Origin of the sequence: Methylobacterium sp. 17Sr1-1 (genome assembly GCF_003173775.1) — a bacterium.
Classification (GTDB): domain Bacteria; phylum Pseudomonadota; class Alphaproteobacteria; order Rhizobiales; family Beijerinckiaceae; genus Methylobacterium.
Genome location: NZ_CP029552.1, coordinates 778,267 through 801,775 on the forward strand (window position 1 = coordinate 778,267; position 23,509 = coordinate 801,775).

At 69.7% G+C, this 23,509-nt stretch carries 24 protein-coding genes; 16 read left to right on the forward strand and 8 right to left on the reverse strand.

The annotated features are described in order from the left end of the window. Nucleotides 1-219: 219 nt before the first annotated feature. Entirely contained in the window at nt 220-1,452 is a 1,233-nt protein-coding gene (locus tag DK412_RS03565) for an ABC transporter substrate-binding protein (protein ID WP_109970826.1), read from the reverse strand. 239 nt (nt 1,453-1,691) lie between these two features. Between DK412_RS03565 and secA the strand changes: the two genes are divergently transcribed. The 3 genes from secA (at nt 1,692) to DK412_RS03580 (ending at nt 7,602) form a co-directional block, all read left to right on the forward strand. Beyond that, nucleotides 1,692-4,562: a preprotein translocase subunit SecA gene (secA, locus tag DK412_RS03570; protein WP_109970827.1), complete on the forward strand. Its 2,871-nt coding sequence runs from the start codon at nt 1,692-1,694 to the stop codon at nt 4,560-4,562. Nucleotides 4,563-5,010: 448 nt separating this feature from the next. Continuing rightward, nucleotides 5,011-5,370 carry a DUF2293 domain-containing protein gene (locus tag DK412_RS03575; RefSeq protein ID WP_109970828.1) on the forward strand — a complete coding sequence of 120 codons (360 nt, stop codon included), beginning with the start codon at nt 5,011-5,013 and terminating at the stop codon, nt 5,368-5,370. 45 nt (nt 5,371-5,415) lie between these two features. Then, nucleotides 5,416-7,602, forward strand: coding sequence for a primosomal protein N' (locus tag DK412_RS03580; protein WP_109970829.1), 2,187 nt, complete (start codon nt 5,416-5,418; stop codon nt 7,600-7,602). A gap of 32 nt (nt 7,603-7,634) precedes the next feature. Here DK412_RS03580 and thiL read toward each other — a convergent pair whose 3' ends face one another. From thiL to ribH, 3 genes are all read right to left on the reverse strand, one after another. Continuing rightward, nucleotides 7,635-8,639 (reverse strand): thiamine-phosphate kinase, encoded by a 1,005-nt coding sequence (thiL, locus tag DK412_RS03585; protein WP_109970830.1) that lies wholly within the window; start codon nt 8,637-8,639, stop codon nt 7,635-7,637. 190 nt (nt 8,640-8,829) lie between these two features. Continuing rightward, nucleotides 8,830-9,300 (reverse strand): transcription antitermination factor NusB, encoded by a 471-nt coding sequence (gene nusB, locus DK412_RS03590; RefSeq protein WP_093564234.1) that lies wholly within the window; start codon nt 9,298-9,300, stop codon nt 8,830-8,832. Between the two features lies 1 nt (nt 9,301). Next, complete coding sequence (ribH, locus tag DK412_RS03595; protein ID WP_109975039.1) at nt 9,302-9,841, reverse strand: 6,7-dimethyl-8-ribityllumazine synthase; 540 nt, start codon at nt 9,839-9,841, stop codon at nt 9,302-9,304. A 249-nt stretch (nt 9,842-10,090) separates the two neighbouring features. Here ribH and DK412_RS03600 point away from each other — a divergent pair, with 249 nt between their 5' ends. From DK412_RS03600 to DK412_RS03620, 5 genes are all read left to right on the forward strand, one after another. Continuing rightward, complete coding sequence (locus DK412_RS03600; protein WP_109970831.1) at nt 10,091-11,395, forward strand: MFS transporter; 1,305 nt, start codon at nt 10,091-10,093, stop codon at nt 11,393-11,395. A 316-nt stretch (nt 11,396-11,711) separates the two neighbouring features. After that, entirely contained in the window at nt 11,712-12,275 is a 564-nt protein-coding gene (petA, locus tag DK412_RS03605) for a ubiquinol-cytochrome c reductase iron-sulfur subunit (protein WP_109975040.1), read from the forward strand. A gap of 42 nt (nt 12,276-12,317) precedes the next feature. Further along, nucleotides 12,318-13,604 (forward strand): cytochrome b N-terminal domain-containing protein, encoded by a 1,287-nt coding sequence (locus tag DK412_RS03610; protein ID WP_109970832.1) that lies wholly within the window; start codon nt 12,318-12,320, stop codon nt 13,602-13,604. A gap of 90 nt (nt 13,605-13,694) precedes the next feature. Beyond that, nucleotides 13,695-14,606, forward strand: a complete 912-nt coding sequence (locus DK412_RS03615) for a cytochrome c1 (protein WP_109970833.1) — start codon at nt 13,695-13,697, stop codon at nt 14,604-14,606. Nucleotides 14,607-14,667: 61 nt separating this feature from the next. Further along, a complete protein-coding gene (locus DK412_RS03620; RefSeq protein ID WP_109970834.1) occupies nt 14,668-15,546 on the forward strand; it encodes an S-methyl-5'-thioadenosine phosphorylase in 879 nt (292 codons plus the stop codon). A 63-nt stretch (nt 15,547-15,609) separates the two neighbouring features. On the opposite strand, the gene DK412_RS03625 is transcribed toward DK412_RS03620, so the two are convergent. Together DK412_RS03625 and DK412_RS03630 are read right to left on the reverse strand one after the other, a co-directional pair. Continuing rightward, a complete protein-coding gene (locus tag DK412_RS03625; protein ID WP_109970835.1) occupies nt 15,610-15,912 on the reverse strand; it encodes a BrnA antitoxin family protein in 303 nt (100 codons plus the stop codon). Further along, the gene (locus tag DK412_RS03630) at nt 15,890-16,183 is read right to left on the reverse strand and encodes a BrnT family toxin (RefSeq protein WP_109970836.1); all 294 of its coding nucleotides are present in this window, start codon (nt 16,181-16,183) and stop codon (nt 15,890-15,892) included. Before DK412_RS03630 ends, DK412_RS03625 begins: the two co-directional genes overlap by 23 nt. A gap of 240 nt (nt 16,184-16,423) precedes the next feature. Here DK412_RS03630 and hisB point away from each other — a divergent pair, with 240 nt between their 5' ends. The 8 genes from hisB (at nt 16,424) to coaA (ending at nt 21,888) form a co-directional block, all read left to right on the forward strand. Then, nucleotides 16,424-17,026 (forward strand): imidazoleglycerol-phosphate dehydratase HisB, encoded by a 603-nt coding sequence (hisB, locus tag DK412_RS03635; protein ID WP_109970837.1) that lies wholly within the window; start codon nt 16,424-16,426, stop codon nt 17,024-17,026. A 39-nt stretch (nt 17,027-17,065) separates the two neighbouring features. After that, on the forward strand, nt 17,066-17,557 hold the full coding sequence (locus DK412_RS03640; RefSeq protein WP_109970838.1) for a DUF2628 domain-containing protein: 492 nt from the start codon (nt 17,066-17,068) through the stop codon (nt 17,555-17,557). Between the two features lie 64 nt (nt 17,558-17,621). Then, nucleotides 17,622-18,281 (forward strand): imidazole glycerol phosphate synthase subunit HisH, encoded by a 660-nt coding sequence (gene hisH, locus DK412_RS03645; protein WP_109970839.1) that lies wholly within the window; start codon nt 17,622-17,624, stop codon nt 18,279-18,281. Between the two features lie 46 nt (nt 18,282-18,327). Beyond that, on the forward strand, nt 18,328-19,089 hold the full coding sequence (gene hisA / locus DK412_RS03650) for a 1-(5-phosphoribosyl)-5-[(5-phosphoribosylamino)methylideneamino]imidazole-4-carboxamide isomerase (protein WP_109970840.1): 762 nt from the start codon (nt 18,328-18,330) through the stop codon (nt 19,087-19,089). Between the two features lie 60 nt (nt 19,090-19,149). Further along, nucleotides 19,150-19,638 (forward strand): DUF29 domain-containing protein, encoded by a 489-nt coding sequence (locus tag DK412_RS03655; RefSeq protein WP_245447411.1) that lies wholly within the window; start codon nt 19,150-19,152, stop codon nt 19,636-19,638. An 11-nt stretch (nt 19,639-19,649) separates the two neighbouring features. Continuing rightward, entirely contained in the window at nt 19,650-20,432 is a 783-nt protein-coding gene (gene hisF / locus DK412_RS03660; protein WP_109970842.1) for an imidazole glycerol phosphate synthase subunit HisF, read from the forward strand. Nucleotides 20,433-20,530: 98 nt separating this feature from the next. Then, a complete protein-coding gene (locus tag DK412_RS03665; protein ID WP_109970843.1) occupies nt 20,531-20,854 on the forward strand; it encodes a phosphoribosyl-ATP diphosphatase in 324 nt (107 codons plus the stop codon). A gap of 11 nt (nt 20,855-20,865) precedes the next feature. Beyond that, complete coding sequence (gene coaA, locus DK412_RS03670; protein ID WP_109975041.1) at nt 20,866-21,888, forward strand: type I pantothenate kinase; 1,023 nt, start codon at nt 20,866-20,868, stop codon at nt 21,886-21,888. 446 nt (nt 21,889-22,334) lie between these two features. Here coaA and thpR read toward each other — a convergent pair whose 3' ends face one another. Both thpR and DK412_RS03680 read right to left on the reverse strand, forming a co-directional pair. Then, a complete protein-coding gene (gene thpR, locus DK412_RS03675; RefSeq protein ID WP_109970844.1) occupies nt 22,335-22,886 on the reverse strand; it encodes an RNA 2',3'-cyclic phosphodiesterase in 552 nt (183 codons plus the stop codon). A gap of 5 nt (nt 22,887-22,891) precedes the next feature. Beyond that, nucleotides 22,892-23,491, reverse strand: coding sequence for an arylesterase (locus DK412_RS03680; protein ID WP_245447412.1), 600 nt, complete (start codon nt 23,489-23,491; stop codon nt 22,892-22,894). Nucleotides 23,492-23,509: the final 18 nt, after the last annotated feature.

The window sequence follows — 23,509 nt, forward strand, 5'->3', positions numbered from 1 at the left end:
GGGGCGCCCCGCTTCCGATGCTCCGCGTCATCCCGGGTTCCGCCGCGCGGCACCGGGATGACATCGAGGGTGTCGGCGCCGTGGAGGGAGCCAGCTAGAGCATTTTCCGACGAAGTGGATACCGGTTGGTCGCAGAAAATGCGGCAAAACCAAAGACCTAGAGAAGCTTCGCGATTGCGGAGCGATCGTGAAGCGCTCTAGCCCCTCCGGTCCGAAGCCTCACGGCGTCAGCGGGCACCCGCTCGCCTTGGCCGACAGGAACGCCTTGTCGCCCGGAATCGTCGCCAGCAGCTTGTAATAGTCCCACGGCGCCTTCGACTCGGCCGGCGACTTGACCTGGAACAGGTACATGTCGTGGACCATGCGGCCGTTGGCCTGCACCGTGCCGCCGCGGCCGAAGAAGTCGTCGACCTTCAATTCGCGCATCTTGGCCGCCACGGCGTCGGTGTCGTCGGTGCCGGCGGCTTTCACCGCCTTCAGGTAGTGCAGCACCGAGGAATAGGTGCCGGCCTGGATCATGTTCGGCATCTTGCCGGTCTTGGCCATGAAGCGCTTGGCGAAGCCCCGGGCCTGGTCGTCGAGGTCCCAGTAATAGCCTTCCGTCAGCACGATGCCCTGCGCCGCCTTGAGGCCGAGGCCGTGCACCTCCGACAGCGTGAACAGCAGGGCTGCGAGGCGCTGGCCGCCCTGGACGATGCCGAACTCCGCCGCCTGCTTGATCGCGTTCGAGGTGTCGAGGCCGGCATTGGCGAGGCCGACGATCTTGGCGCCCGAGCCCTGCGCCTGGAGCAGGAACGACGAGAAATCCTGGGCGCTGAGCGGATGGCGCACCGCGCCCACCACCTTGCCGCCCTTCTGGGTCACGTATTGGGTGACGTCGGCCTGGAGCGCCGAGCCGAAGGCGTAGTCGGCGGTGAGGAAGAACCAGGTGTCGCCGCCGGTCTCGACCAGCGAGCCGCCGGTGCCGACCGCGAGTGCGTGGGTGTCGTAGGCCCAGTGGAAGCCGTACGGCGTGCACTGCTTGCCGGTCAGGTCCGACGTCGCGGCCCCATCGACGATGGTGATCTTGCGCTTCTCCTTCGACAGGCCCTGCACAGCGAGCGCCACCGAGGAGGTGGTCAGCTCCATGATGGCATCGACCTTGTCGGTGTCGTACCACTGCCGGGCGATGTTCGAGGCGATGTCCGGCTTGTTCTGGTGGTCGGCGTCGACGATCTGCACCGGCACGTCGAGGACCTTGCCCCCGAAATCCTCGACCGCCATCTTCGCCGCCTCGACCGAGCCGCGGCCGCCGAAATCGGCGTAGACGCCGGACTGGTCGTTGAGGATGCCGATCTTCACCACGCCGTCGGAGGCGCCCTTCTGCGCGGTCTGCGCCTGCGCGGCGCCTGCGAGAGCGAGACCCGCGACGAGGGCGGTGGTGCGGGCGAGCGCCCGGCTCAAACGTGTCATGTCGTCCTCCCCGGCCGCCTCGTTGCCCGTGCGGCCGTTCTGTTGTCGTCGGAACGGCAGCTAGAGCGGTGCCGGGACGGGAATCAAGCGGCGGATCCGCCCTCCGCCCCCCGTCTTTCGCAGCACGGCCACGGTTGTGCTCCCGCGCCCGCTGCCTTTTGGGTGCACGGCTCCCTATATGGGCCTATAAGGCGCCCGCGGCGCGCGCCACTACCGTTACGATCGATCGCAGGTTCACGATGCTGGGTTCCCTTGCCAAGAAGATCTTCGGGTCGTCCAACGACCGCCGGGTGAAGGGATACCGACCCCGCGTCCAGGCCATCAATGCCCTCGAGCCCGAGCTGGCGGCCCTGTCCGACGAGGCCCTGCGCGCCCGCACCGACGCCCTGAAGGCCGAACTCGCCGCCGGCAAGACCCTCGACGACATCCTGGTTCCGGCCTTCGCGACCGTGCGCGAGGCGGCCAAGCGCGTGCTCGGCCAGCGCCACTTCGACGTGCAGATGATCGGCGGCATGGTGCTGCACGAGAGCGGCATCGCCGAGATGAAGACCGGCGAGGGCAAGACCCTGGTGGCGACGCTCGCCACCTACCTCAACGCCCTGTCGGGCAAGGGCGTCCACGTCGTCACCGTCAACGACTACCTCGCCCGCCGCGACGCGGAGTGGATGGGGCGGGTCTACCGCTTCCTCGGTCTCACGACCGGCATCATCGTGCACGGCCTCGACGACGTCGAGCGCAAGGCGGCCTATGCCTGCGACATCACCTACGGCACCAACAACGAGTACGGCTTCGATTATCTTCGCGACAACATGAAGTACGAGCTGGGCCAGATGGTCCAGCGCGGCCACAACTACGCGATCGTCGACGAGGTCGACTCGATCCTGATCGACGAGGCGCGCACGCCGCTGATCATCTCGGGGCCGATCGACGACCGCTCCGACCTCTACACCGCGATCGACGCGATCATGCCGCGGCTCGTGCGCGAGGATTACGACCTCGACGAGAAGCAGCGCACGGTCTCGCTCACCGAGAACGGCAACGAGCACATCGAGGAACTGCTGCGCGAGGAGGGCATCCTCAAGGAGGGCGACCTCTACGACGCCCACAACGTGACGCTGGTCCACCACGTCAACCAGGCGCTCCGGGCCCACACCCTGTTCACCCGCGACAAGGACTACATCGTCCGCAACGACGAGGTGGTGATCATCGACGAGTTCACCGGCCGCATGATGCCCGGCCGGCGCTACTCGGAGGGGCTGCACCAGGCGCTCGAGGCCAAGGAGCGGGTGACGATCCAGCCCGAGAACCAGACGCTCGCCTCGATCACCTTCCAGAACTACTTCCGCCTCTACAAGAAGCTCGCCGGCATGACCGGCACCGCCTCGACCGAGGCCGACGAGTTCCAGGAGATCTACAACCTCGAAGTGGTCGAGATCCCGACCAACAAGGAGGTCGAGCGCGTCGACGAGGACGACGAGGTCTACCGCACCGTCGACGAGAAATACGCCGCGATCATCAAGGAGGTCGACAAGGCGCATGCGCGCCTGCAGCCGGTCCTGGTCGGCACCGGGTCGATCGAGCGCTCGGAGCACCTCGCCAGCCTGCTCGTCAAGCACGGCTACAAGCCGCTGGACTACAGCGACCCGTCGGCGCTGGAGGACGTCTACGCGGCGGCCCGCGAGGGCCGGGTGACCAAGCGCTTCGCCGTGCTGAACGCCCGCTTCCACGAGCAGGAAGCCTACATCGTCGCCGAGGCCGGCGTGCCCGGCGCGATCACCATCGCCACCAACATGGCCGGCCGCGGCACCGACATCAAGCTCGGCGGCAACCTCGACATGCGCATCGAGCAGGAGCTCGCGAACGTCCCCGAGGGGCCGGAGCGCGACGCCCGCATCGCTGCGCTCAAGGCCGAGATCGAGCAGAACCGCGCCAAGGTGCTCGCTTCGGGCGAGCCTGCCGACCCGGCCGCCGGCCGGAAGGTCGCTCTGCCCGGCGGCCTCTACATCGTCGGCACCGAGCGCAACGAGAGCCGGCGCATCGACAACCAGTTGCGCGGCCGCTCCGGCCGCCAGGGCGATCCCGGCCGCTCGAAGTTCTACCTCTCGCTTCAGGACGACCTGATGCGGATCTTCGGCTCCGACCGCATGGACGGCATGCTCCAGCGCCTCGGGCTCGAGGAGGGCGAGGCGATCATCCATCCGTGGATCAACAAGGCGATCGCCAAGGCGCAGCAGAAGGTCGAAGCGCGCAACTTCGACATGCGCAAGAACGTGCTCAAGTACGACAACGTCATGAACGACCAGCGCAAGGTCGTGTTCGAGCAGCGGCGCGAGTTCATGGCGCAGGAGAGCGTCCGCGACACCGTCGACGAGATGCGCCAGGGCGTGATCGAGGACGTGGTGGCGCGCCACGTGCCGGAGGACGCCTATCCGGAGCAGTGGGACATCGCGGGGCTTCGCGAGAGCGTGACCCGCGACCTCAACCTCGACGTGCCGGTCGAGGACTGGGCCAAGGAAGAGGGCATCGCCGACGAGGAGATCCGCGAGCGCCTGCGCAAGGCCGCCGACGAGGCTTACGCCGAGCGCACCGCCCGCAACACCCCCGAGGTGATGGCCTACGTGGAGAAGCAGGTGCTGCTCCAGAGCCTCGACCACCTCTGGCGCGAGCACCTCGTCACCCTCGACCACCTGCGCCAGGTGATCGGCTGGCGCGGCATCGCCCAGCGCGACCCGCTGAACGAGTACAAGTCGGAGGCGTTCGACCTGTTCAACAGCCTCGTCGGCTCCCTGCGCGAGCAGGTGACCGGCCAGCTGATGCGGGTCGAGATCATGTACCAGGAGCCGGAGCCGCAGGGCCTGCCGCCGATGTTCGCCCAGCACCTCGACCCGGTGACCGGCGAGAACGAGTTCGCCTACGCCGAGGGCGCGGCCGGGGGTGGCGGCGGGGCCTACGCGTTCGCCGGCCAGGCGCTCAACGCTGACGCGCCGGTGCTGGAGCGCAACCCCGACGATGCCGGAACCTGGGGCCGCGTCGGCCGCAACGAGCCCTGCCCCTGCGGCTCGGGCAAGAAGTACAAGCACTGCCACGGCCGCTTCGCCGCCGAGGAGTGATCTCTTCTCGGGAGAACGCGCAGTGCCAGCCGCGATAACCTTCGCCGCTGCACGGGACTGTCAGGGGAGATGACGTGGAGCCGGCCTGTCGCCGGCTCCTTTTGCGCGAGAGCATGCCTCCACAGATTGCCGAGCAAGCGGCGGATGTCAGGGGCGCCTGTCATCATGGTCGCGACATCTCCGGAAGCGGCGTCCCCTCTCCCGACCCCCTCCGGGGGCCACCCTCCCCCGCAGAGGGGGGAGGGGTAAACTCGCGCTATTTCGTTTCCCCGGACAGCCCTGCGCGAAGCGGGGAGGAGAAACCCGGGCCACTCATTGCCCCGGACAGCCCTCCCGCTCGCGGGGAGCGGCGATGCGCGTCCTCGTCGGAGCAATCCGCAAGCCAGCCCAGGGGTGACACGACCGCCCCGCTCCGGCAGGGTCACCCTCCCGCCCGCGAAGGACGCCGATGAGCCGCCGCCCCGATCCCGTGCCCCGCCGCGCGCTCCCAACCCGCCGCGAGGCGGTGGAGGCGGCGCTCTCCCGTCTGGCGCCGCGTGTGCCGGAATTCGAGGCGGAGGCGATCGTCGACCGGGCGCTGGCGAGCCCGGGCCTGCGCGGCGCCGCCCCGGAGACCGCGGCCTGGCTCGGCATGGTCGCTTACGCCCGCCACGTCTTCACCGAGTACGATTCCCTCCTGGAGGAGGGCTACGACCAGGACAGCGCCCGCCACTTCATCCTCGACGACCTCAACGCGGTGCTCGCCGAGTGGGGGGTGCGGCGGCGCATCGGCGGGGATGAGGAGACCTCCGAGGGCGAGCCGGCGTGACCGTTCCTATATGAACGGTCACATGCCCCCCGACTGCAAAGCCCGATGACCGCCCCGATCGCCGACGTCCTGATCCCGCTCGCCCTCGACCAGGCCTACAGCTACGCCGTGCCGCCCGAGCTCACCCTCGCGGAGGGCGACGTGGTGCAGGTGCCGCTCGGGCCGCGGGAGACCGTGGGGGTGGTGTGGTCCCTGCGCGACGGCGCCGGCTCGAACCTGCGGCGCGTCACCGGCCGGATCGGCGTCGAGGCTTTGAGCCCGGCGCTCCGCCGCCTCGTCGAGTGGATCGCCCGCTACACCCTGGCGCCGAAGGGCTCGGCCCTCGCCATGGCCTTGCGCTTGCCGGAGGAGAGCCGCACCGAGACCGCGAAGGTCGGCGTGCGGGCGACCGGGATGCCGCCGAGCCGGATGACCCCGGCCCGGGCCAAGGTGGTGGCGGTGGCGGCCGACGGCGTGGTGCGGGGCAAGCGGGCGCTCAGCCTCGAGGCCGGGGTCAGCGCAGGCGTGGTCGACGGGCTCATCGACGACGGCGTGCTGGAGACCGTGGCGCTGGCACCCGAGCGCGTCGCCGAGCCGCCCGATCCCGACCACCCGCACGACGCCCTCTCCGGGCCCCAGGCCGAGGCGGCCCGCGCGCTGATCGCCACGCTGACCGCGCCGCCGCCCGGCGGAGGCGACGCGGGGGAGGGCGGCGTGACGCTCCTCGAAGGCGTGACCGGATCGGGCAAGACGGAGGTCTATTTCGAGGTCGTGGCCGAGGCCCTGCGCCGGGGCGTGCAATCCCTGGTGCTGATGCCGGAGATCGCGCTCACCGCCCAATTCCTCGACCGCTTCGCCAAGCGCTTTGGTGTCCGGCCCGCCGCCTGGCATTCCGGGATCGGCGGGCGGCGGCGCGAGCGGATCCGGGCCGGGGTGGCGTCGGGCGAGGTGCAGGTGGTGGTGGGCGCCCGCTCGGCCCTGTTCCTGCCGTTCCGAAAGCTCGGCCTGATCGTCGTCGACGAGGAGCACGAGGGCGCCTACAAGCAGGATGACGGCGTCTGCTACCACGCCCGCGACATGGCGGTGGTGCGCGGTAAGCTCGAGAACGCCGCCGTGGTGCTGGCCTCGGCCACGCCCGCGATCGAGACCCGGGTCAATGCCGAGCGCGGCCGCTACCGCCGGGTGGTGATGCCCGAGCGCTTCGGCGGACGGCGCCTGCCGGAGATCCGCGCCATCGACATGCGGGGCGAGAAGGTGCCGCGCGGGCGATACCTGTCGCCGAGCCTGGTCTCGGCCATCGCCGAGACCAATGCCCGGGACGAGCAGGCGCTCCTGTTCCTCAACCGCCGCGGCTACGCGCCCCTCACCCTGTGCCGGGCCTGCGGCCACCGCTACCAATGCCCGAACTGCTCGACCTGGCTCGTCGAGCACCGCTTCCGCCGGGCGCTGGTCTGCCACCATTGCGGCCATGCCGAGCGGCGGCCCGAGGCCTGCACCGAGTGCGGCACCTTCGACAACCTCACTGCCTGCGGGCCGGGTGTCGAGCGCATCGCCGAGGAGGTCTCCGCCACCTTCCCGGACAAGCGCGTGATCGTGCTGTCGAGCGACTTTCCCGGCGGGGCCGAGCGGCTGCGGGCCGAGCTCCAGACCGTGGCCGAGGGCGGCTGCGACATCGTCGTCGGCACCCAGCTCGTCGCCAAGGGGCACAACTTCCCGCACCTGACGCTGGTCGGCGTGCTCGACGCCGATATCGGTCTGACCTCCGGCGATCCCCGCGCCGCCGAGCGCACCTTCCAGCTACTCCAGCAGGTCACGGGCCGGGCCGGCCGCGGCGAGAAGCCGGGTCGGGCCCTGGTCCAGACCTACCAGCCCGAGCACCCGGTGATCTCGGCCCTCATCTCGGGCGATGCCGAGCGCTTCTACGCCGAGGAGACGGCGGCGCGCGAGGTCGCCGGCCTGCCGCCCTTCGGGCGCCTCGCGGCGCTCGTCATCTCCTGCACCGATCGCGAGGCCGCCGAAGCCCATGGCCGGGCGCTCGCCCGCGTCGCCGAGCCGCCGCCCGGCGTGATGGTGCTCGGCCCCGCCGAGGCGCCGCTGGCCCTGGTGCGCGGCCGCTACCGCTTCCGCCTCCTGGTCAAGACCGAGCGCGAGATCGACCTCCAGGGTTACCTGCGCGACTGGCTCGCCCGGGGGCCGAAAGTGCGGGGCAATCTCAGGGTCGGAATCGACGTCGATCCGCAGAGCTTCCTCTGAGGCGAGCGGCGTCGGCGGTCCCGGTCCCCTCGCTAGAAATGGCTGAACGAGCCGGCGCGGAAGCCGCGCGCCGCGCCCTCGGCTCCGCGGAAGACCGGCGGGGCGCTGCCCTCCGTCACCGTGCCGATCGCGGTGAGCGGCACGCCGGCCCGCGCAGCCGCCTCCTGCAGGGCCGGGACCTGCGCCGGATCGGCGGCGCAGAGGATCTCGTAATCGTCGCCCCCGGTGAGCGCGATGTCGAGGAGGTCGGGCTTCACCGCCAGCGCCGCCCGGGCCGCGTCGGAGAGCGGCACCGCGTCGATCGCGATCTCGGCGCTCAGGTCGGCCGACCGCATCATCTTGGCGATGTCGCCGACGAGCCCGTCCGACACGTCCATCGCCGCGCGGGCATGGGCCCGCAAGGCCGGCGCGAGGGCGAGGCGGGCCTGCGGATGCAGGTAGCGGTCGACGAGGGCGGTGCGGGCCGGGAAGGACAGGGACTCGCCCCAGGACGCGGCGGGCTTCTGCCGGAGCCGGAGGCCGAGCGCCGCGTCGCCGATGCTGCCCGAGACGAGGAGCCGGTCGCCGACCCTCGCCGCGCTTCGCCGCACCATGGTGCCGGAGGGAACCTCGCCGAGGGCGGTGATGCCCAGCAGCGTGGGGCCGGCCGCCCGCACGGTGTCGCCGCCCAGAAGCGGGCAGCTCGCCAGGGCCGCGGCCTCGCTCAGGCCGGTGCAGAACTCGGCGAGCCAGGATTCGTCCCACTCGTCCGACAGGGCGAGCGTCAGCAGGAAGCCCCGCGGCTCCGCCCCCTTGGCGGCGAGATCGGACAGGTTCACGCCGAGCGCCTTGCAGGCGATCGAGGCCGGCGGGTCGTCGGGGAAGTAGTGCACGCCGGCCACCACCGCGTCGGTGGTGAGCACGAGGTCGTGGCCCGGGCTCGGCGTCAGCAGGGCGGCGTCGTCGCGCAAGCCCAGCCCGCCGGCGCCGGCGAGCGGCGCGAAGTAGCGGGCGATCAGCTCGTCTTCCGTGGGGCGGGGCAGATCGGGGCGTGCCATCGCGGGGGCGGTCTCGCGGCGAGGGACGGGGTGGCGGGCGACGCCGTTCCCGGCCCGAACCTCAGCCGACAGCTAGACCCGTGGCCGGGGCGTCGCAATGATCGAATGACGACAGACGAGGATTTTCCGTGCGCTCGCACCATCCTGCCTAATCCGAAGGATCAGGCCGAAGATCCGGGATGGTCCCGCCTCACCCGGCCCGCGAGCCCTTGTTGAAATCGTCCGGGCGCACCGCGCGGCCGACCTTGTCGAGCACCGCGTTGACGAGGCCCGGCTCCTCGCCCTCGTAGAAGCTGTGGGCGACGTCGACGTATTCGGAGATCGCGACCTTCACCGGCACGTCGCGGCGGAACATCACCTCGTAGGCGCCGGCCCGCAGGATCGCGCGGACCACCGCTTCGAGCCGGCGCAGGGGCCAACCGGCGGCGAGCGCCGCGTCGAGGCGCTGGTCGATCGCCCGCTGCTCCTCGACGGTGCCGCGCAGGAGGTCGCGGAAGAACGCGGTCTCGGCCGGCGGGTGCTCGACCTCGTCGATCACCTGGCCGATCCAGAACGCCTCGAACTCGGCGAGGGCGTCGATCACGCCCTTGCCGGAGATCTCCATCTCGTAGAGGGCCTGGACCACCGCGAGGCGGGCGCCGCTGCGCTCGGCGGGCTTCATCTCACTCGGTCTCCGTGCGGCGGGGGGTGAAGCCGATGGTGCGGTCCTGGCGGCCCGCGTCTTGCGCCCGGCGCAGGGCCAGCACCGCGAGCGCCGCTTCCGCCGCGCCGCCGCCCTTGTTCATCTCCGCGACCCGGGCGCGGGCCTGGGCCTGGGCCTCGGTCTCGACCGTCAGGATGCCGTTGCCGAGCGGCAGGCGGAGCATGACGGAGAGGTCCATCAGGGCCCGGGCGCTCTCGCCGGCGACGATGTCGTAGTGGCCGGTCTCGCCGCGGATCACGCAGCCGAGCGCCACCACGGCGTCGTAGGGCTTGTGGGCGCGGGCGGCGGCCTCGAGCAGGATCGCCACGGTCTGCGGGATCTCCAGCGCGCCCGGCACGGTGACGACCACCGCCTCGGCGCCGGACGCCGCGATCGCGGCCGTCGCGCCGGCGAGGAGCTCGTCGGCGATGTCCTCGTAGTAGCGGGCCTCGACGACGAGCACCCGGGCTCCGGTGAGCTGGGGGCGGTCGGCTCCGCTGTCGCGGCGTGGCGTGACCATGGCGAACTTCTGCATCTCGAACGGGCACCGGCTCCCGCGCGGCCGCGACGCGGCCTCGCTGCGGTGCATCACCGGTGGGGGAGGGGAGCACTAGACCAGAAGAGGCCGGTCCCACAAGTCCGCGGGCCTCCGCGGATCGTCACTCCTTGCCAACCGGGAACAATCCGGTCATCCCGGGCGCCAGAGCCGGGCCATCGCAACCCGGCCGCACCGGATCCTTGAACAACGACCGGCCGGGAGGACAAATCCGTGACGACCGATATCGAAGCCCGCACGATCAAGCGCGTCAGCTGGCGCCTGATCCCGTTCCTGATCGTCTGCTACTTCATCGCCTATCTCGACCGCGTCAATGTCGGGTTCGCCTCGCTGACGATGAACCGGGATCTCGGCATCTCGGCCACCGCCTACGGCCTCGGTGCCGGTTTGTTCTTCATCACCTACTTCATCTTCGAGGTGCCGTCGAACCTGGCCCTGGAAAAGTTCGGCGCGCGGCGCTGGATCGCCCGCATCATGCTGAGCTGGGGCGTGATCTCCGGCGGCATGGCCTTCATCGGCGGCGAGACCAGCTTCTACATCATGCGCCTGCTCCTCGGCGCGGCCGAGGCCGGCTTCTTCCCGGGCATCATCTTCTACCTGACCTTGTGGTTCCCGGCGGCCTACCGCGCCCGCATCGTCTCGCTGTTCATGGTGGCGATCCCGCTCTCGAGCGTCATCGGCTCGCCGATCTCGGGCCTGCTGCTCGAGCTCGACGGCGCGCTCGGCTTCAAGGGCTGGCAGTGGCTCTACGTGATCGAGGCGCTGCCGGCGATCGTGCTCTCGGTGATGACCTACTTCTACCTCACCGACCGTCCGGCCGACGCGAAGTGGCTCGCCCCCGACGAGCGCGCCTGGCTCGAGCGGACGCTCGCCGCGGAGGCCGCCCGCAACCCGCGCCAGGGGCACGTGCCGCTCACCCAGGAGATCCTCAACCCGCGGGTGCTCGCCATCGCGGTGGTGTATTTCGGCGCGGTCGCGCTGCTCTACGCCTTCGGCTTCTTCCTGCCGCAGATCTTCAAGGCCTTCGGGCTCACCAATGCCCAGACCGGCTTCGTGATGGTCATCCCGTACGCCGTCGGGACGGTGGGCATGCTGTGGTGGGGCCGGCGCTCGGACGCCAGAGGCGAGCGGCGCTACCACCTCGCCGCGGCGCTCGCCTGCGCGTCGGTCTGCACCATCGGGGCGGCCCTCGTCGGCGATCCGATCGTCAAGGTGATCCTGTTCTCCGGCGCGGCCCTCGGCATCTTCGGGGCGCTCCCGATCACCTGGACGCTGCCGACCGAGACCCTCTCGGGCGCGGCCGCCGCCGGCGCGATCGCGGTGGTGAACTCGATCGGCAACCTGTCGGGCTTCGTCGCTCCCTACGCCGTCGGCGCGATCAAGGACTGGACCGGCAGCTTCACCGGCGGCCTCCTGCTGATCGCCTGCGCTGGCATCGTCGGCATGATCACCGTGCTGCGCCTGAGCCATAGCAGCGCAGCCGCGGGCACCGGCCGCGTCGGTGCCCCCGCCGAGTAGGCTCTCGGCCACGCACCGGGACGGCCCGGCGGCCGGTCCCGGTGCATCGCAACACACTCCCTGGAAATCTGGAATTCCTCTGGATCGGGGCGCCTTTTCGCCCTTTATTCCGAGGCTTGACCGTGCAACAGAGCTAGCCGCGCGGCGACGCCCGGTCGCATTGCCGCCACGCGTGGGGAGGTGCTTCGGTCCGCCAGGATCGGGGACGACAAACCCCGCCGACCCTTCCCGCGGGCCTCGACGCCCTGTGAAGAAGAAGATCTGGGTGCCGCGCGAGCGGCGGCCCGCCGTCAACGATTTTCGGGAGAGCCGGAACTTGGCCACCACCGTCGCCCCATCCGACGCCGCGCATCCCCACGGGACGACCCGCCGGGACTTCCTGTTCCTCGCCACCGGCGCGGGCGCCGTGGTCGGGGCCGCGGCCCTGGCCTGGCCCTTCGTCGCCTCGATGGCTCCCGATGCCGAGACGATCGCCGCCGGCGCCCCCATCGACGTCGACCTCACGCCGATCGCCGACGGTCAGATCGTCAACGTGTTCTGGCGCGGCAAGCTGATCTTCGTGCGCCACCTCACCGAGAAGGAGGTCGCCGACATGAAGGCGGTCGCCCCGGCGAGCATGATCGACCCGGCGCCGTTCCTCGGCCGCGTCAAGGACGGTCACGAGCGCTGGCTCGTGGCCTACGGCAACTGCACCCATCTCGGCTGCGTGCCGATCGCCAACGCCAACGGCCACGAGGGCTGGGGCTGCCCCTGCCACGGCTCGCAATTCGACGCGGTCGGCCGCGTGACCCGCGGCCCGGCCCCGATCAACCTGCCGATTCCGCCCTACGCCTTCCAGGGCGACACCAAGGTCCGCATCGGCGAAGGCGCCACCGCCTGATTCTCCGCCAATCGTGAAGCAACGCCAGACGCGGGCTGCCCCATGAGCGCACACGCCACAACCTACGTTCCCAAGAGCCGCTTCGCGAAGTGGTTCGAGGCCCGGCTGCCGATCGCAGGCCTGGTCCATTCCTCGTTCATCGCCTTCCCGGTGCCGCGCAACCTGAACTACTTCTGGACGTTCGGCGCCATCCTGATGGCGATGCTGGGCTCGCAGATCATCACCGGCGTCTGGCTGGCGATGCACTACCAGCCCTCGGCGACCGAGGCGTTCAACTCCGTCGAGCACATCATGCGCGACGTGAACTACGGCTGGCTCCTGCGCTACATGCACGCCAACGGCGCCTCGATGTTCTTCATCGCGGTCTACGTGCACATGTTCCGCAACCTCTATTACGGGTCGTACAAGGCCCCGCGCGAGGTGCTCTACATCCTCGGCGTGATCATCTACCTCCTGATGATGGCGACCGCGTTCCTCGGCTACACCCTGCCGTGGGGCCAGATGTCGTTCTGGGGCGCCACCGTCATCACCAACATCCTGGCGGCGATCCCGATCGTCGGCGACACGATCCAGAGCCTGCTCTGGGGCGGCTATTCGGTCGGCAACCCGACCATCAACCGCTTCTTCTCGCTGCACTACCTGCTGCCGTTCATGATCGCCGGCGTCGTCGTCCTGCACGTCTGGGCGCTGCACGTCACCGGCCAGAACAACCCCACCGGCATCCCGATCAAGTCGGGCAAGGACGCCGTGCCCTTCACCCCCTACGCGACCATCAAGGACGTGTTCGCGGTGGTGGTGTTCTTCGTCTTCTTCGCCTACTGGATCTTCCTGCAGCCGAACTACCTCGGCCACGCCGACAACTACATCCCGGCGAACCCCGCCGTGACGCCGGCGCACATCGTGCCCGAGTGGTACTTCCTGCCCTTCTACGCCATCCTGCGCGCGGTGCCGGACAAGCTCGGCGGCGTGATCCTGATGTTCGGCGCGGTGATCATCCTGGCGCTCGCGCCATGGCTCGACACCTCGCGGGTCCGCTCGGCCAACTACCGGCCGATCTACCGCCAGTTCTTCTGGGTCTTCATCTTCTGCTGCTTCCTGCTCGGCTGGCTCGGCTCGAAGCCCCCGGAGGGCGGCTACGTGCTCGCCTCGCGCATCGCCACCTTCTACTACTTCGCCCACTTCCTGATCGTGATGCCGCTGGTCGGCCTGTTCGAGACGCCGAAGCCCCTGCCGGGCTCGATCCTCGAGAGCGTCACCGGCCCGGGCAAGCAGGTCGGCTCCTCCGGCATGCCGGCCGGCGCCGCCGCCGCGCCCCCGACCAAGGGCTGAGAACTCCCTCGGAGAGCGGATGTCGCAAGGCATCCGCTCTCCCACGATCACGACAAAGCACTAACGACGCCGCAAGGGGCATCGAGGGGAATGATCAGAACACGCGCTCTCGGGACACGCGCTCTCTTGGCCGCCGCTGTCGCCGCCTTCCTGTCGGCCGGCGCCGCCTCGGCCGAGGACCACGGGCCGCTGCCCCACCGCGAGAAGTGGACCTTCTCGGGAATGTTCGGCACCTTCGACCAGGCGCAGCTGCAGCGCGGCTTCCAGGTCTACCGCGAGGTCTGCTCGAACTGCCACAGCCTGCACTACGTCCGCTTCCGCAACCTGGAAGAGGAGGGCGGGCCCGACTTCTCCGCCGCCCAGGTCAAGGCGCTGGCGGCCGAGTACAAGGTCAAGGACGGCCCGAACGATTCCGGCGACATGTTCGAGCGGCCCGGCCGCCCGGCGGACAAGTTCCCGTCGCCGTTCCCGAACGATCAGGCCGCGGCCGCCGCCAATGGCGGCAAGGCGCCGCCGGACCTGTCGCTGATGGCCAAGGCCCGCACCTTCGCCCGCGGCGGCCTGTGGTTCATCATCGATTGGCTGCCCTTCATCGGCTACACCGAGCAGGGTCCGGACTACATCCACGCCCTCCTCAACGGCTACAAGGAAGAGCCGCCGAAGGGCGTGACCGTGCCGGAGGGCGGGCACTACAACGAGTTCTATCCGGGTAACGTCATCGCGATGCCCAAGCCCCTCAGCGACGGTCAGGTGACCTACGCCAAGGGCGCCGACGGCAAGCCGGTCGTACCGGAGACGGTCGACCAGTACTCGCGCGACATCACAGCCTTCCTGATGTGGACGGCCGAGCCGCACCTCCTGGCGCGCAAGTCGCTGGGCCTGCGGGCGATGCTGTTCCTGCTCGTCCTGGCCGGCCTGCTCTACTACGTGAAGAAGAAGATCTGGTCGGACGTCGGCGGCGAGACGCACGGGCTGCAGCCCGAGCTGCACAAGACCAGCTGACCTTCGAATTCGAACCTACCCGAGGCCCCGCAAGGGGCCTCTTTCGTTAGAGGAGAACTCCATGGTCAAGGCCGTGCTCGGAGTGATCGGCGGGTCGGGCGTCTACGACCTGCCCGGGCTGGAGGACGTGCGCGAGGAGCGGATCACCTCGCCCTGGGGCGAGCCGTCGGACTCGCTCCGCATCGGCCGGATCGGCGAGACCGAGGTGGTGTTCCTGGCGCGTCACGGTCGCGGCCACCGGCTCTCGCCGTCCGGCATCGACTACCGGGCCAACATCGACGTGCTCAAGCGCGCCGGCGTCACCGACATCGTGGCGCTCTCGGCCTGCGGCTCGTTCCGGCAGGAGCTCTATCCGGGCCTGTTCGTCCTCGTCGACCAGTTCGTCGACCGCACGGTCGGCCGCACCTCGTCGTTCTTCGGCAATGGCTGCGTCGCCCACGTCTCGATGGCCCATCCGGTCGGCCCGGGGCTCCAGGCCCGCATCCTGGCCGCCGCCGAGGCCGAGGAGATCGCGGTCCGGAAGGGCGGCACCTATGTCTGCATGGAAGGCCCGCAATTCTCGTCCTACGCCGAGTCGCTCAATTACAAGGCGCAGGGCTACGACGTGATCGGCATGACCAACATGCCGGAGGCCAAGCTCGCCCGCGAGGCCGAGATCACCTATGCGACGATCGCGATGGTGACGGACTTCGATTGCTGGCACCCGGAGCACGGCGCCGTCGACGTCGCCTCCGTGGTGGCGGTGGCCCGCGCCAACGCCTCGAAGGCCGCGCGCCTGGTGAGCCGTCTCGCCCGCGATTTCCCGGCCGAGCGCGAGCCCTGCCCGGCGGGTTCCGACCGGGCCCTCGACGGCGCGATCATGACCGCGCCGACCCACCGCGACCCGGCGCTGATGGCCAAGCTCGATGCGGTCTGCGCGCGGGTGATGGCGGACGTGTGAGAATCGACGGCCGTGAATGTGATGTGAGGAGTATCCCGATCAAAGGGCGCTCCTCGCGTTTCCTCAGCGCTTGGGCTTTTCGGACTGCTGCGCTTCTACGTAGCTCCGTAATACCGCGTTCATCCGAGCGGAATAATCAGCGCCGCCGCGCTGGAAGAATTCGACCACTTCCTTGTCGAAAGTCGCATGAATCACAATCTTGTTGGCTGGTGCATAAATATTTGCATTCGCCCAGTAATCCTCATCCGTGGCGGGATTTTCTTCATCTTCGGCGGCAATGCGCTCGATTTCGTCCTCGGACATCGCGCGGAGAGTGGCCCAGTCCGTGCGGCCAGTCGCTGCCTTAGCTGCTTTGCTGCTTGGCATAGTACGCCCTCCGTTCCTTTCGACTTGCAACACGGGCCGAGATAATCCTGTTCTTCGGCGGTCGCGGCGTGAACGTGATGTTCAGGAGTACCCCACGAAGTTCGGCGAGCATGTTGAATCGCCGTTCGCCGTAGGCATGCCTGATATCCTCGGTCACGAGTGCGAAACGGCCGTCGAAGGCTTCTTCCAAGTCGGCGAAATCGATCCCACGCTCCTCGAGGTTGCGCGCGTTCTTGGCGTCGGCCCATTCCGTTGTTTCATTCTCGCCCATCGTCACATCGGTAGGATTATGGCCACGCGAAGAGGCGAAAGCCAGCGGGCGATCGTAGGGCCGCGACCCCGTGGCCGCATGGCCTGTCCGTCCTCATTCAGGCGCCCGGCGCGTCTCCGTTGGAACTCGCTCCATTCTCCCTCCCAATGGTGCAGGGGTCAAAGCCCGCATCTCCCCTGGCGTTTCCGCGGACTGCCTTTTAACAAGGCAGCCCGTTTCCGTTGGCAACCAGTTCTGGCGATGACCGATTCCTCCCTCCGCACCGGCCGCGTCGACCGGCGCACCGCCGAGACCGACGTCAGCGTCGCGCTCACCCTCGACGGCACCGGCAAAGCCAGCATCGCGACGGGAGTTGGCTTCCTCGACCACATGCTGGAGCTGCTCGCCCGCCACGCCCTGTTCGACCTCGAGATCAAGGTGACGGGCGACCTTCACGTCGACCAGCACCATACCACCGAGGATTGCGGCATCGCGCTCGGCCAGGCCTTCGCCCAGGCGCTGGGCGACAAGCGCGGCATCCGCCGCTACGCCGACCTGCATCTGCCCATGGACGAGGCACTGACCCGGGTCGCCGTCGATATCTCCGGTCGGCCGTTCCTGGTGTTCCGCACCGACTTCGCCCGGGAGAAGATCGGCGTCTTCGACACCGAGCTGGTGCGCGAGTGGTTCCAGGCCTTCGCGATGAATGCCGGGATCACGCTGCACGTCGAGACGCTGTACGGCGACAACCAGCACCATATCGCCGAGAGCTGCTACAAGGGGCTGGCACGTGCCTTGCGGCACGCCGTCGAGGTCGATCCCCGAGAGGGCGGCCGGGTGCCATCGACCAAAGGCTCGCTCTAAAGCCCTCATGCCGCAACGACGGATCCCGGGGGGAACCGGATGACCACCTACACCCTGCACGTCCCCGACGAGGTCGATCCCGGCGAGCCGGAGGCCTTGGACCGCGCCAAGCTGGTGCCGGACGCCTTCGTCTGGCCGGCCTTCTGGTTCTCCGCCCTCTGGTTCTTCTGGCACCGGCTCTGGCTCGCCGGCCTCGTCGTGCTGGCGGCCGAGGTCGTGGTCTGGGTCGCCGGCCTCGTCCTGGGGTTGCATCCGGTGGCGGGCTTCGCGATCGCGCTGCTCCTGTCGTGGCTCATCGGGCTCGAGGCCTCGTCGCTGCGGCGCTGGACCTATGCCCGCACCGGCCGCCCGATCCGCGACGCGGTGACGGCCTCGGACACCAAGGAGGCCGAGGTGAAGGTCGTCGCCCGCTGGCTGCGGGAGGAGGGCGCTCGCCTCGGCACCACCGCCCCCCGGCCGGCGACCCCGGCGAATACCCGCGCCGAGAGCCCGGCCCTCGGCTTCTTCCCGGAGGCGCAAGGGTCCCGGTGAGCGCCGCAACCACCCAGACGGCCGCCCCGTCGACCCGAAGACCCGCGACCCGGGAGGATCTCCGTTGAGCGCGGACACAGTCGCCATCATCGATTACGGCTCCGGCAACCTGCACTCGGCCGCCAAGGCCTTCGAGCGCGCCGCCCGCGAGACCGGAACCGGCGCCCGCATCGTCGTCACCTCCGATCCGGAGACCGTCGCCGGGGCCGACCGGGTCGTGCTGCCGGGCGTCGGCGCCTATGCCGATTGCCGGCGCGGCCTGGATGCCGTCTCCGGCATGGTCGAGGCGATGACCGAGGTGGCCCATGGCCGCGGCCGCCCGTTCCTCGGCATCTGCGTCGGCATGCAGCTGCTGGCGAGCCGCGGCCTCGAATACGAGATCACCCCCGGCCTCGGCTGGATCCCGGGCGACGTCGCCCCGATCACGCCGGCGGATCCGAGCCTGAAGGTGCCGCATATGGGCTGGAACACGCTCCAGGAGCGCTCAGCCCACCCCCTGCTCGACGGCATCCCGACCGGGCCGGACGGGCTGCACGCCTATTTCGTGCACAGCTACGCCCTCGCGGCGGCCGAGCCCGGCGACGTGGTGGCGACCGCCGATTACGGCGGGGCGGTCACCGCCATGGTCGCCCGCGGCACCATCGCGGGCACCCAGTTCCACCCCGAGAAGAGCCAGACCCTCGGGCTTCGGCTGATCGGCAACTTCCTGCGCTGGCGGCCCTGACGGCCCGCCACCGCCTCCACGAACTCCAGCCTTGCGGTGACGACGCGTGATCCTGTTTCCGGCCATCGATCTCAAGGAAGGGCGCTGCGTCCGCCTCGTGCAGGGCGACATGGCGCAGGCCATCGTGTTCAGCGACGACCCGGCGGCGCAAGCCGGGACGTTCCAGGAGCAGGGGTTCTCCTGGCTCCACGTGGTCGATCTCGACGGCGCCTTCGCGGGCGCGCCGATGAACGCCGCGGCGGTCGACGCGATCCTCGCCGCCGTGACGATCCCGGTGCAGCTCGGCGGCGGCATCCGTGAGATGCGCACCGTCGAGGGCTGGCTCGCCAAGGGCGTCAGCCGGGTCATCATCGGCACCGCCGCCGTGAAGGACCCGACCTTCGTGCGCGAGGCCGCCCGCCGCTTCCCCGGCAAGATCGCCGTCGGCATCGACGCGAAGGACGGGCGCGTCGCGGTCGAGGGCTGGGCCAAGACCTCGACGGTGACGGCCGAGGAGCTCGGCCGCCGCTTCGAGGATGCCGGCGTCGCGGCGATCATCTACACCGACATCGCCCGCGACGGCATCCTCAAGGGGCTCAACATCCCGATGACGCTGGGCCTCGCCCAGGCGGTGAAGATCCCGGTGATCGCGTCGGGCGGCCTCGCCTCGATCGAGGACGTGCACCGCATCCTGGAGCCGGATTGCGCGGGCCTCGCCGGCGCCATCACGGGACGTGCCCTCTACGACGGCCGGATCGACCCGAAGGAGGCGCTGGCCGCCATCGCGCGGGCGAAGGCCGCGCAGGGCAGGGGCCAGCAGGCCGGCTGAGGCGGATGAGGCCGTCTCGTGATAGGATCGAGACGGCTTTCCGAAGAGGCGTGAGACAGCGTGACCGCCGCGACCCGTAAATCCAAGCCGGCTCCTGCACGGCCGGCTCCCCCGCCAGCCATGACGGCGTATGCCGACGACATTTACGGCTGGGCGATAGAGCAAGCTGCCGCTCTGCGCGCCGGTAATCTGTCAGTCCTCGACCGTGAAAACCTGGCCGAGGAGATCGAGAGCTTGGGCCGCTCGGAATTCAACCGCCTCGTCAGCTTCTACGCTTTGGTTCAGCTGCATATGCTGAAGTGGCAGTATCAGCCGAGCCATCGCAGCGCGAGTTGGGCCGTCTCGATCTCGACGCATCGCAAGCATGTGAACCTGACGATTGCGGACAACCCGAGCCTGAAATCGCGCCTCGACGAAGCCTTCGAGCGCGCCTACCTCCAAGCCCGGCTCAATGCCATCAACGAGACGGGGCTCGCTCCCGCGACCTTTCCGCTTGACTGCCCCTTCACGCGCGACGAGGCGATGACGCGCCCGTTCGTCTACGAGTGAGCTAGCTCCCCGTGCTCAAGACCCGCATCATCCCCTGCCTCGACGTCAAGGACGGCCGCGTCGTCAAGGGCGTGCAGTTCCTCGAGCTGCGCGACGCCGGCGACCCGGTCGAGGCCGCCAAGGCCTACGACCGCGCCGGGGCCGACGAGCTCTGCTTCCTCGACATCACGGCGAGCCACGAGGACCGGGGCATCCTGCTCGACGCGGTGAGCCGCACGGCGGAGGCCTGCTTCATGCCGCTCACCGTCGGCGGCGGAGTGCGCAAGGTCGAGGACATCCGCACCCTGCTGCTGGCCGGGGCCGACAAGGTCTCGATCAACACCGCGGCGGTGAACGATCCGGACCTGGTGGCGCGGGCGGCGGAGAAGTTCGGCGCGCAATGCATCGTGGTGGCGATCGACGCCAAGCGGGTCTCGGGGGATGGCGAGCCCCCCCGCTGGGAGATCTTCACCCATGGCGGCCGGAAGCCGACCGGGATCGACGCGATCGACTTCGCCCGCCTCGTGGCGGCGAAGGGAGCCGGCGAGCTGCTCGTCACCTCGATGGACCGCGACGGCATGCGCTCGGGCTACGATATCGGGCTCACCCGGGCGATCAGCGACGCGGTCAACGTGCCGGTGATCGCGTCCGGCGGCGTCGGCGGCCTCGACGACCTCGTGGCCGGCGTGCGCGACGGTGGCGCGAGCGCGGTGCTGGCCGCCTCGATCTTCCATTTCGGCCAGCACACCGTGGGGGAGGCCAAGGCCCACATGGCGGCGGCGGGCCTCGCCATGCGGCTCGACCCCACGCCCTGACCTATCGGCAATCACTACGGGAAATGCGGCCGAACAGCGCTTGACCGCCCGGCACGGCCGGCCCCAGGGTTCATCCGGAAATACCTTTTGGCAGCCGCATGACCACCTTCACCCTCGCCGACCTCGACCGCATCGTCCGCGAGCGCGCTGCGGCCTCGCCGGAAGAATCCTACACCGCCAAGCTCGTCGCAGGCGGGCCGGCGCGTCCGGCGAAGAAGCTCGGAGAGGAGGCGGTCGAGGCCGTGATCGCCGCGGTGCAGGGCGACCGCGACGGGCTGACGGCGGAGGCCGCCGACGTGCTCTATCACCTGCTGGTGGTGCTGCGGGCGGCCGACGTGCCGTTGGAGGCGGTGATGGCGGAGCTGGAGCGGCGCACGGCCCAGAGCGGCATCGCCGAGAAGGCGTCGAGGAGGCCCGCATGACCGACGCCAGCATGACCGAGGCAGGCCCGAACGGCGCGAGCCCGGCGCCGACCCTCGGCGCGGCGCAGCTGGCGGCGAGCCTCGACGAGGCGACCGACCACCTCTCGCCCTACCGGGTCTTCTCCCGCGAGGAATGGGCCCACCTGCGCGCCGACACGCCGCTCACCCTCACGGCCGAGGACGTGATGCGGCTGCAATCGCTGAACGACCCGATCTCGCTCGAGGAGGTCATCGCGATCTACCTGCCGCTGTCGCGGCTGCTCTCGCTCTACGTCGCGGCGACGCAGGGGCTGTTCAAGGCGACCCAGCGCTTCCTCCTCGCCGAGCGGGAGGTGAAGGTGCCCTACATCATCGGGGTCGCCGGCTCGGTGGCGGTCGGCAAGTCGACCACCGCCCGGGTGCTCAAGGCGCTGCTCGCCCGTTGGCCCAACACCCCGAAGGTCGACCTCGTCACCACCGACGGGTTCCTGCTCCCCAATGCCGAGCTGAACCGCCTCGGCCTGATGGAGCGCAAGGGCTTTCCGGAAAGCTACGACAGCCCGACGCTGCTGCGCTTCCTCGCCGACATCAAGGCCGGCAAGCGCCACGTCGCGGCGCCGCTCTACTCCCACCTCGTCTACGACGTGGTACCGGGGGAGAATACGGTGGTCGACCGGCCCGACATCCTGATCGTCGAGGGGCTGAACGTGCTCCAGCCCGCCCGCCTGCCGCGGGACGGCACGGCGATTCCCTTCGTCTCGGATTTCTTCGACTTCTCGGTCTATCTCGACGCACACGAGGACGACCTGCACCGCTGGTACGTCAACCGCTTCCTGCGCCTGCGCAACACCGCCTTCCGCGATCCGCTCTCGTATTTCCGTAAATACGCGGAGATCTCCGAGGACGAGGCGCTGAACATCGCCGACGGCCTGTGGAACCGCATCAATCTCCTGAACCTGCGCGACAACATCGTGCCGACACGCCAGCGCGCCAGCCTGATCCTCGCCAAGGGTGCGAGCCACCGCATCGAGAGCGTGGCGTTGCGGCGATTGTGAGCACCTGTCCGACCGTCTGGACAGATCATCCCGACGGCATCGATATTCTCTGCGTCACCCCGGGGCCGCATAGCGGAACCCGGGATCCATGACCGCTGAGGTGCCAGGACGAGGTGCAACGCGATCCGTGGTGGAGGTGAAGGCGCCGACCGAAGCGAAGGGCGGGCGGGACCTGCTCAAGCCGCTCGCGACGAGTCCCGGCGACCAGGCGTTCCGGCCGATCGAGGCGGGCAATTGTCCGTACGCCGGCAAGGTGCGACAGGCGGCCACTCCCGGCACGACAAGAACGCGCCCACGCCAAGTTCGAAGGTGGAGGTGACCGGCGTGGGCGCGTGCCCGTCGAGGGGCAGTCCGCCGATCCTATACCAGTTCGACTATACCGCCATCACCCCTTTGGCCGTCTTGCCTTTCGCAGATCCACCCTCGTTCGAAGGGCACGGCCGCCCTCACGCCTCGTCCCCGGCTAGCGGATAGGCTGCCTCGACCACGTAAGGCCCGCCGCCGACCGAGTCGCGCGCCGAGTACAGGGCGACCCGGTGCGCCGTGAACGAAACCTGCGGGAAGACAGGCTGCATGGCCAGGTACCGTGCCACCCCGTCCGGGCCGGCATTGCGCTTGAGCCGGGCCAGGGTGACGTGCGGCGTGAAGCGTCGCGTGTCGGGGGCGATACCGAGCTGACGCAGGATGCGCTCGTGATCGGCCTGCAAATCGGCAAGGTCGTCGTCCGGCACGACGCGGGCGAAGAGCGCGTGCGGCTTCTCGCCACCGAACACCGCCAGTTCGTCGAGGACGAGAGTCAGGGGCGGGCGAGGCCTGATCTCGGCCAGCGCCTCGGTGATCTCCTCGGCGAGCCCGCCATCGACGTCGCCGATGAAGCGCAAGGTCACGTGGTAATCGGCGGGCTCGACCCAGCGGGCGCCCGGCAGGCCGCCCCGGAAGGTACTGAGCGCCAGCCCGGTCTCGGGTGGGACCTCGATCCCGGTGAACAGGCGCGGCATGCGGATCAGGCTCCCTTGCGCAGGCGCGTCAGGAACTCCTCGACGCTCGGCAGGATGCCGGCGACGACCCGCGCCACGCCGGCCCGGGTCGGGTGCAGGCCGTCGGCGAGGTTGAGGGCGCGGTCGCCGGCGATGCCGTCGAGGAAGAACGGGTAGAGGATCAGGCCGTAGCGCTCGGCGAGCCGCGGGAAGATCGCGTCGAAGCGCTTGACGTAGTCCGGCCCGAGATTCGGCGCCGCCCGCATGCCGGCGAGCAGGACCGGGATGCCGCGGGCCTTGAGCTTCGCGACGATCGCGTCGAGGGCCTTCTCGGTCACCGCCGGGTCGGTGCCGCGCAGCATGTCGTTGGCGCCGAGTTCCAGGATCACCCCATCGGTCCCGTCCGGCACCGACCACTCGACCCGGTCGAGCCCGCCCGTCGCGGTATCGCCGGAGACGCCCGCATTGGCGACCGTCACGGCCTGGCCCTTCGCCTTCAGGGCGGCTTCGAGCTGGACCGGGAAGGCGGCATCCGCCGGCAGGCCGTAGCCCGCCGTGAGGCTGTCGCCGAGGGCGACGAGGTTCAAGGGGCGCGGTTCGGCGCGGAGCGGCGTCACGAGCGTCATTACCAGCGAAACGATGAG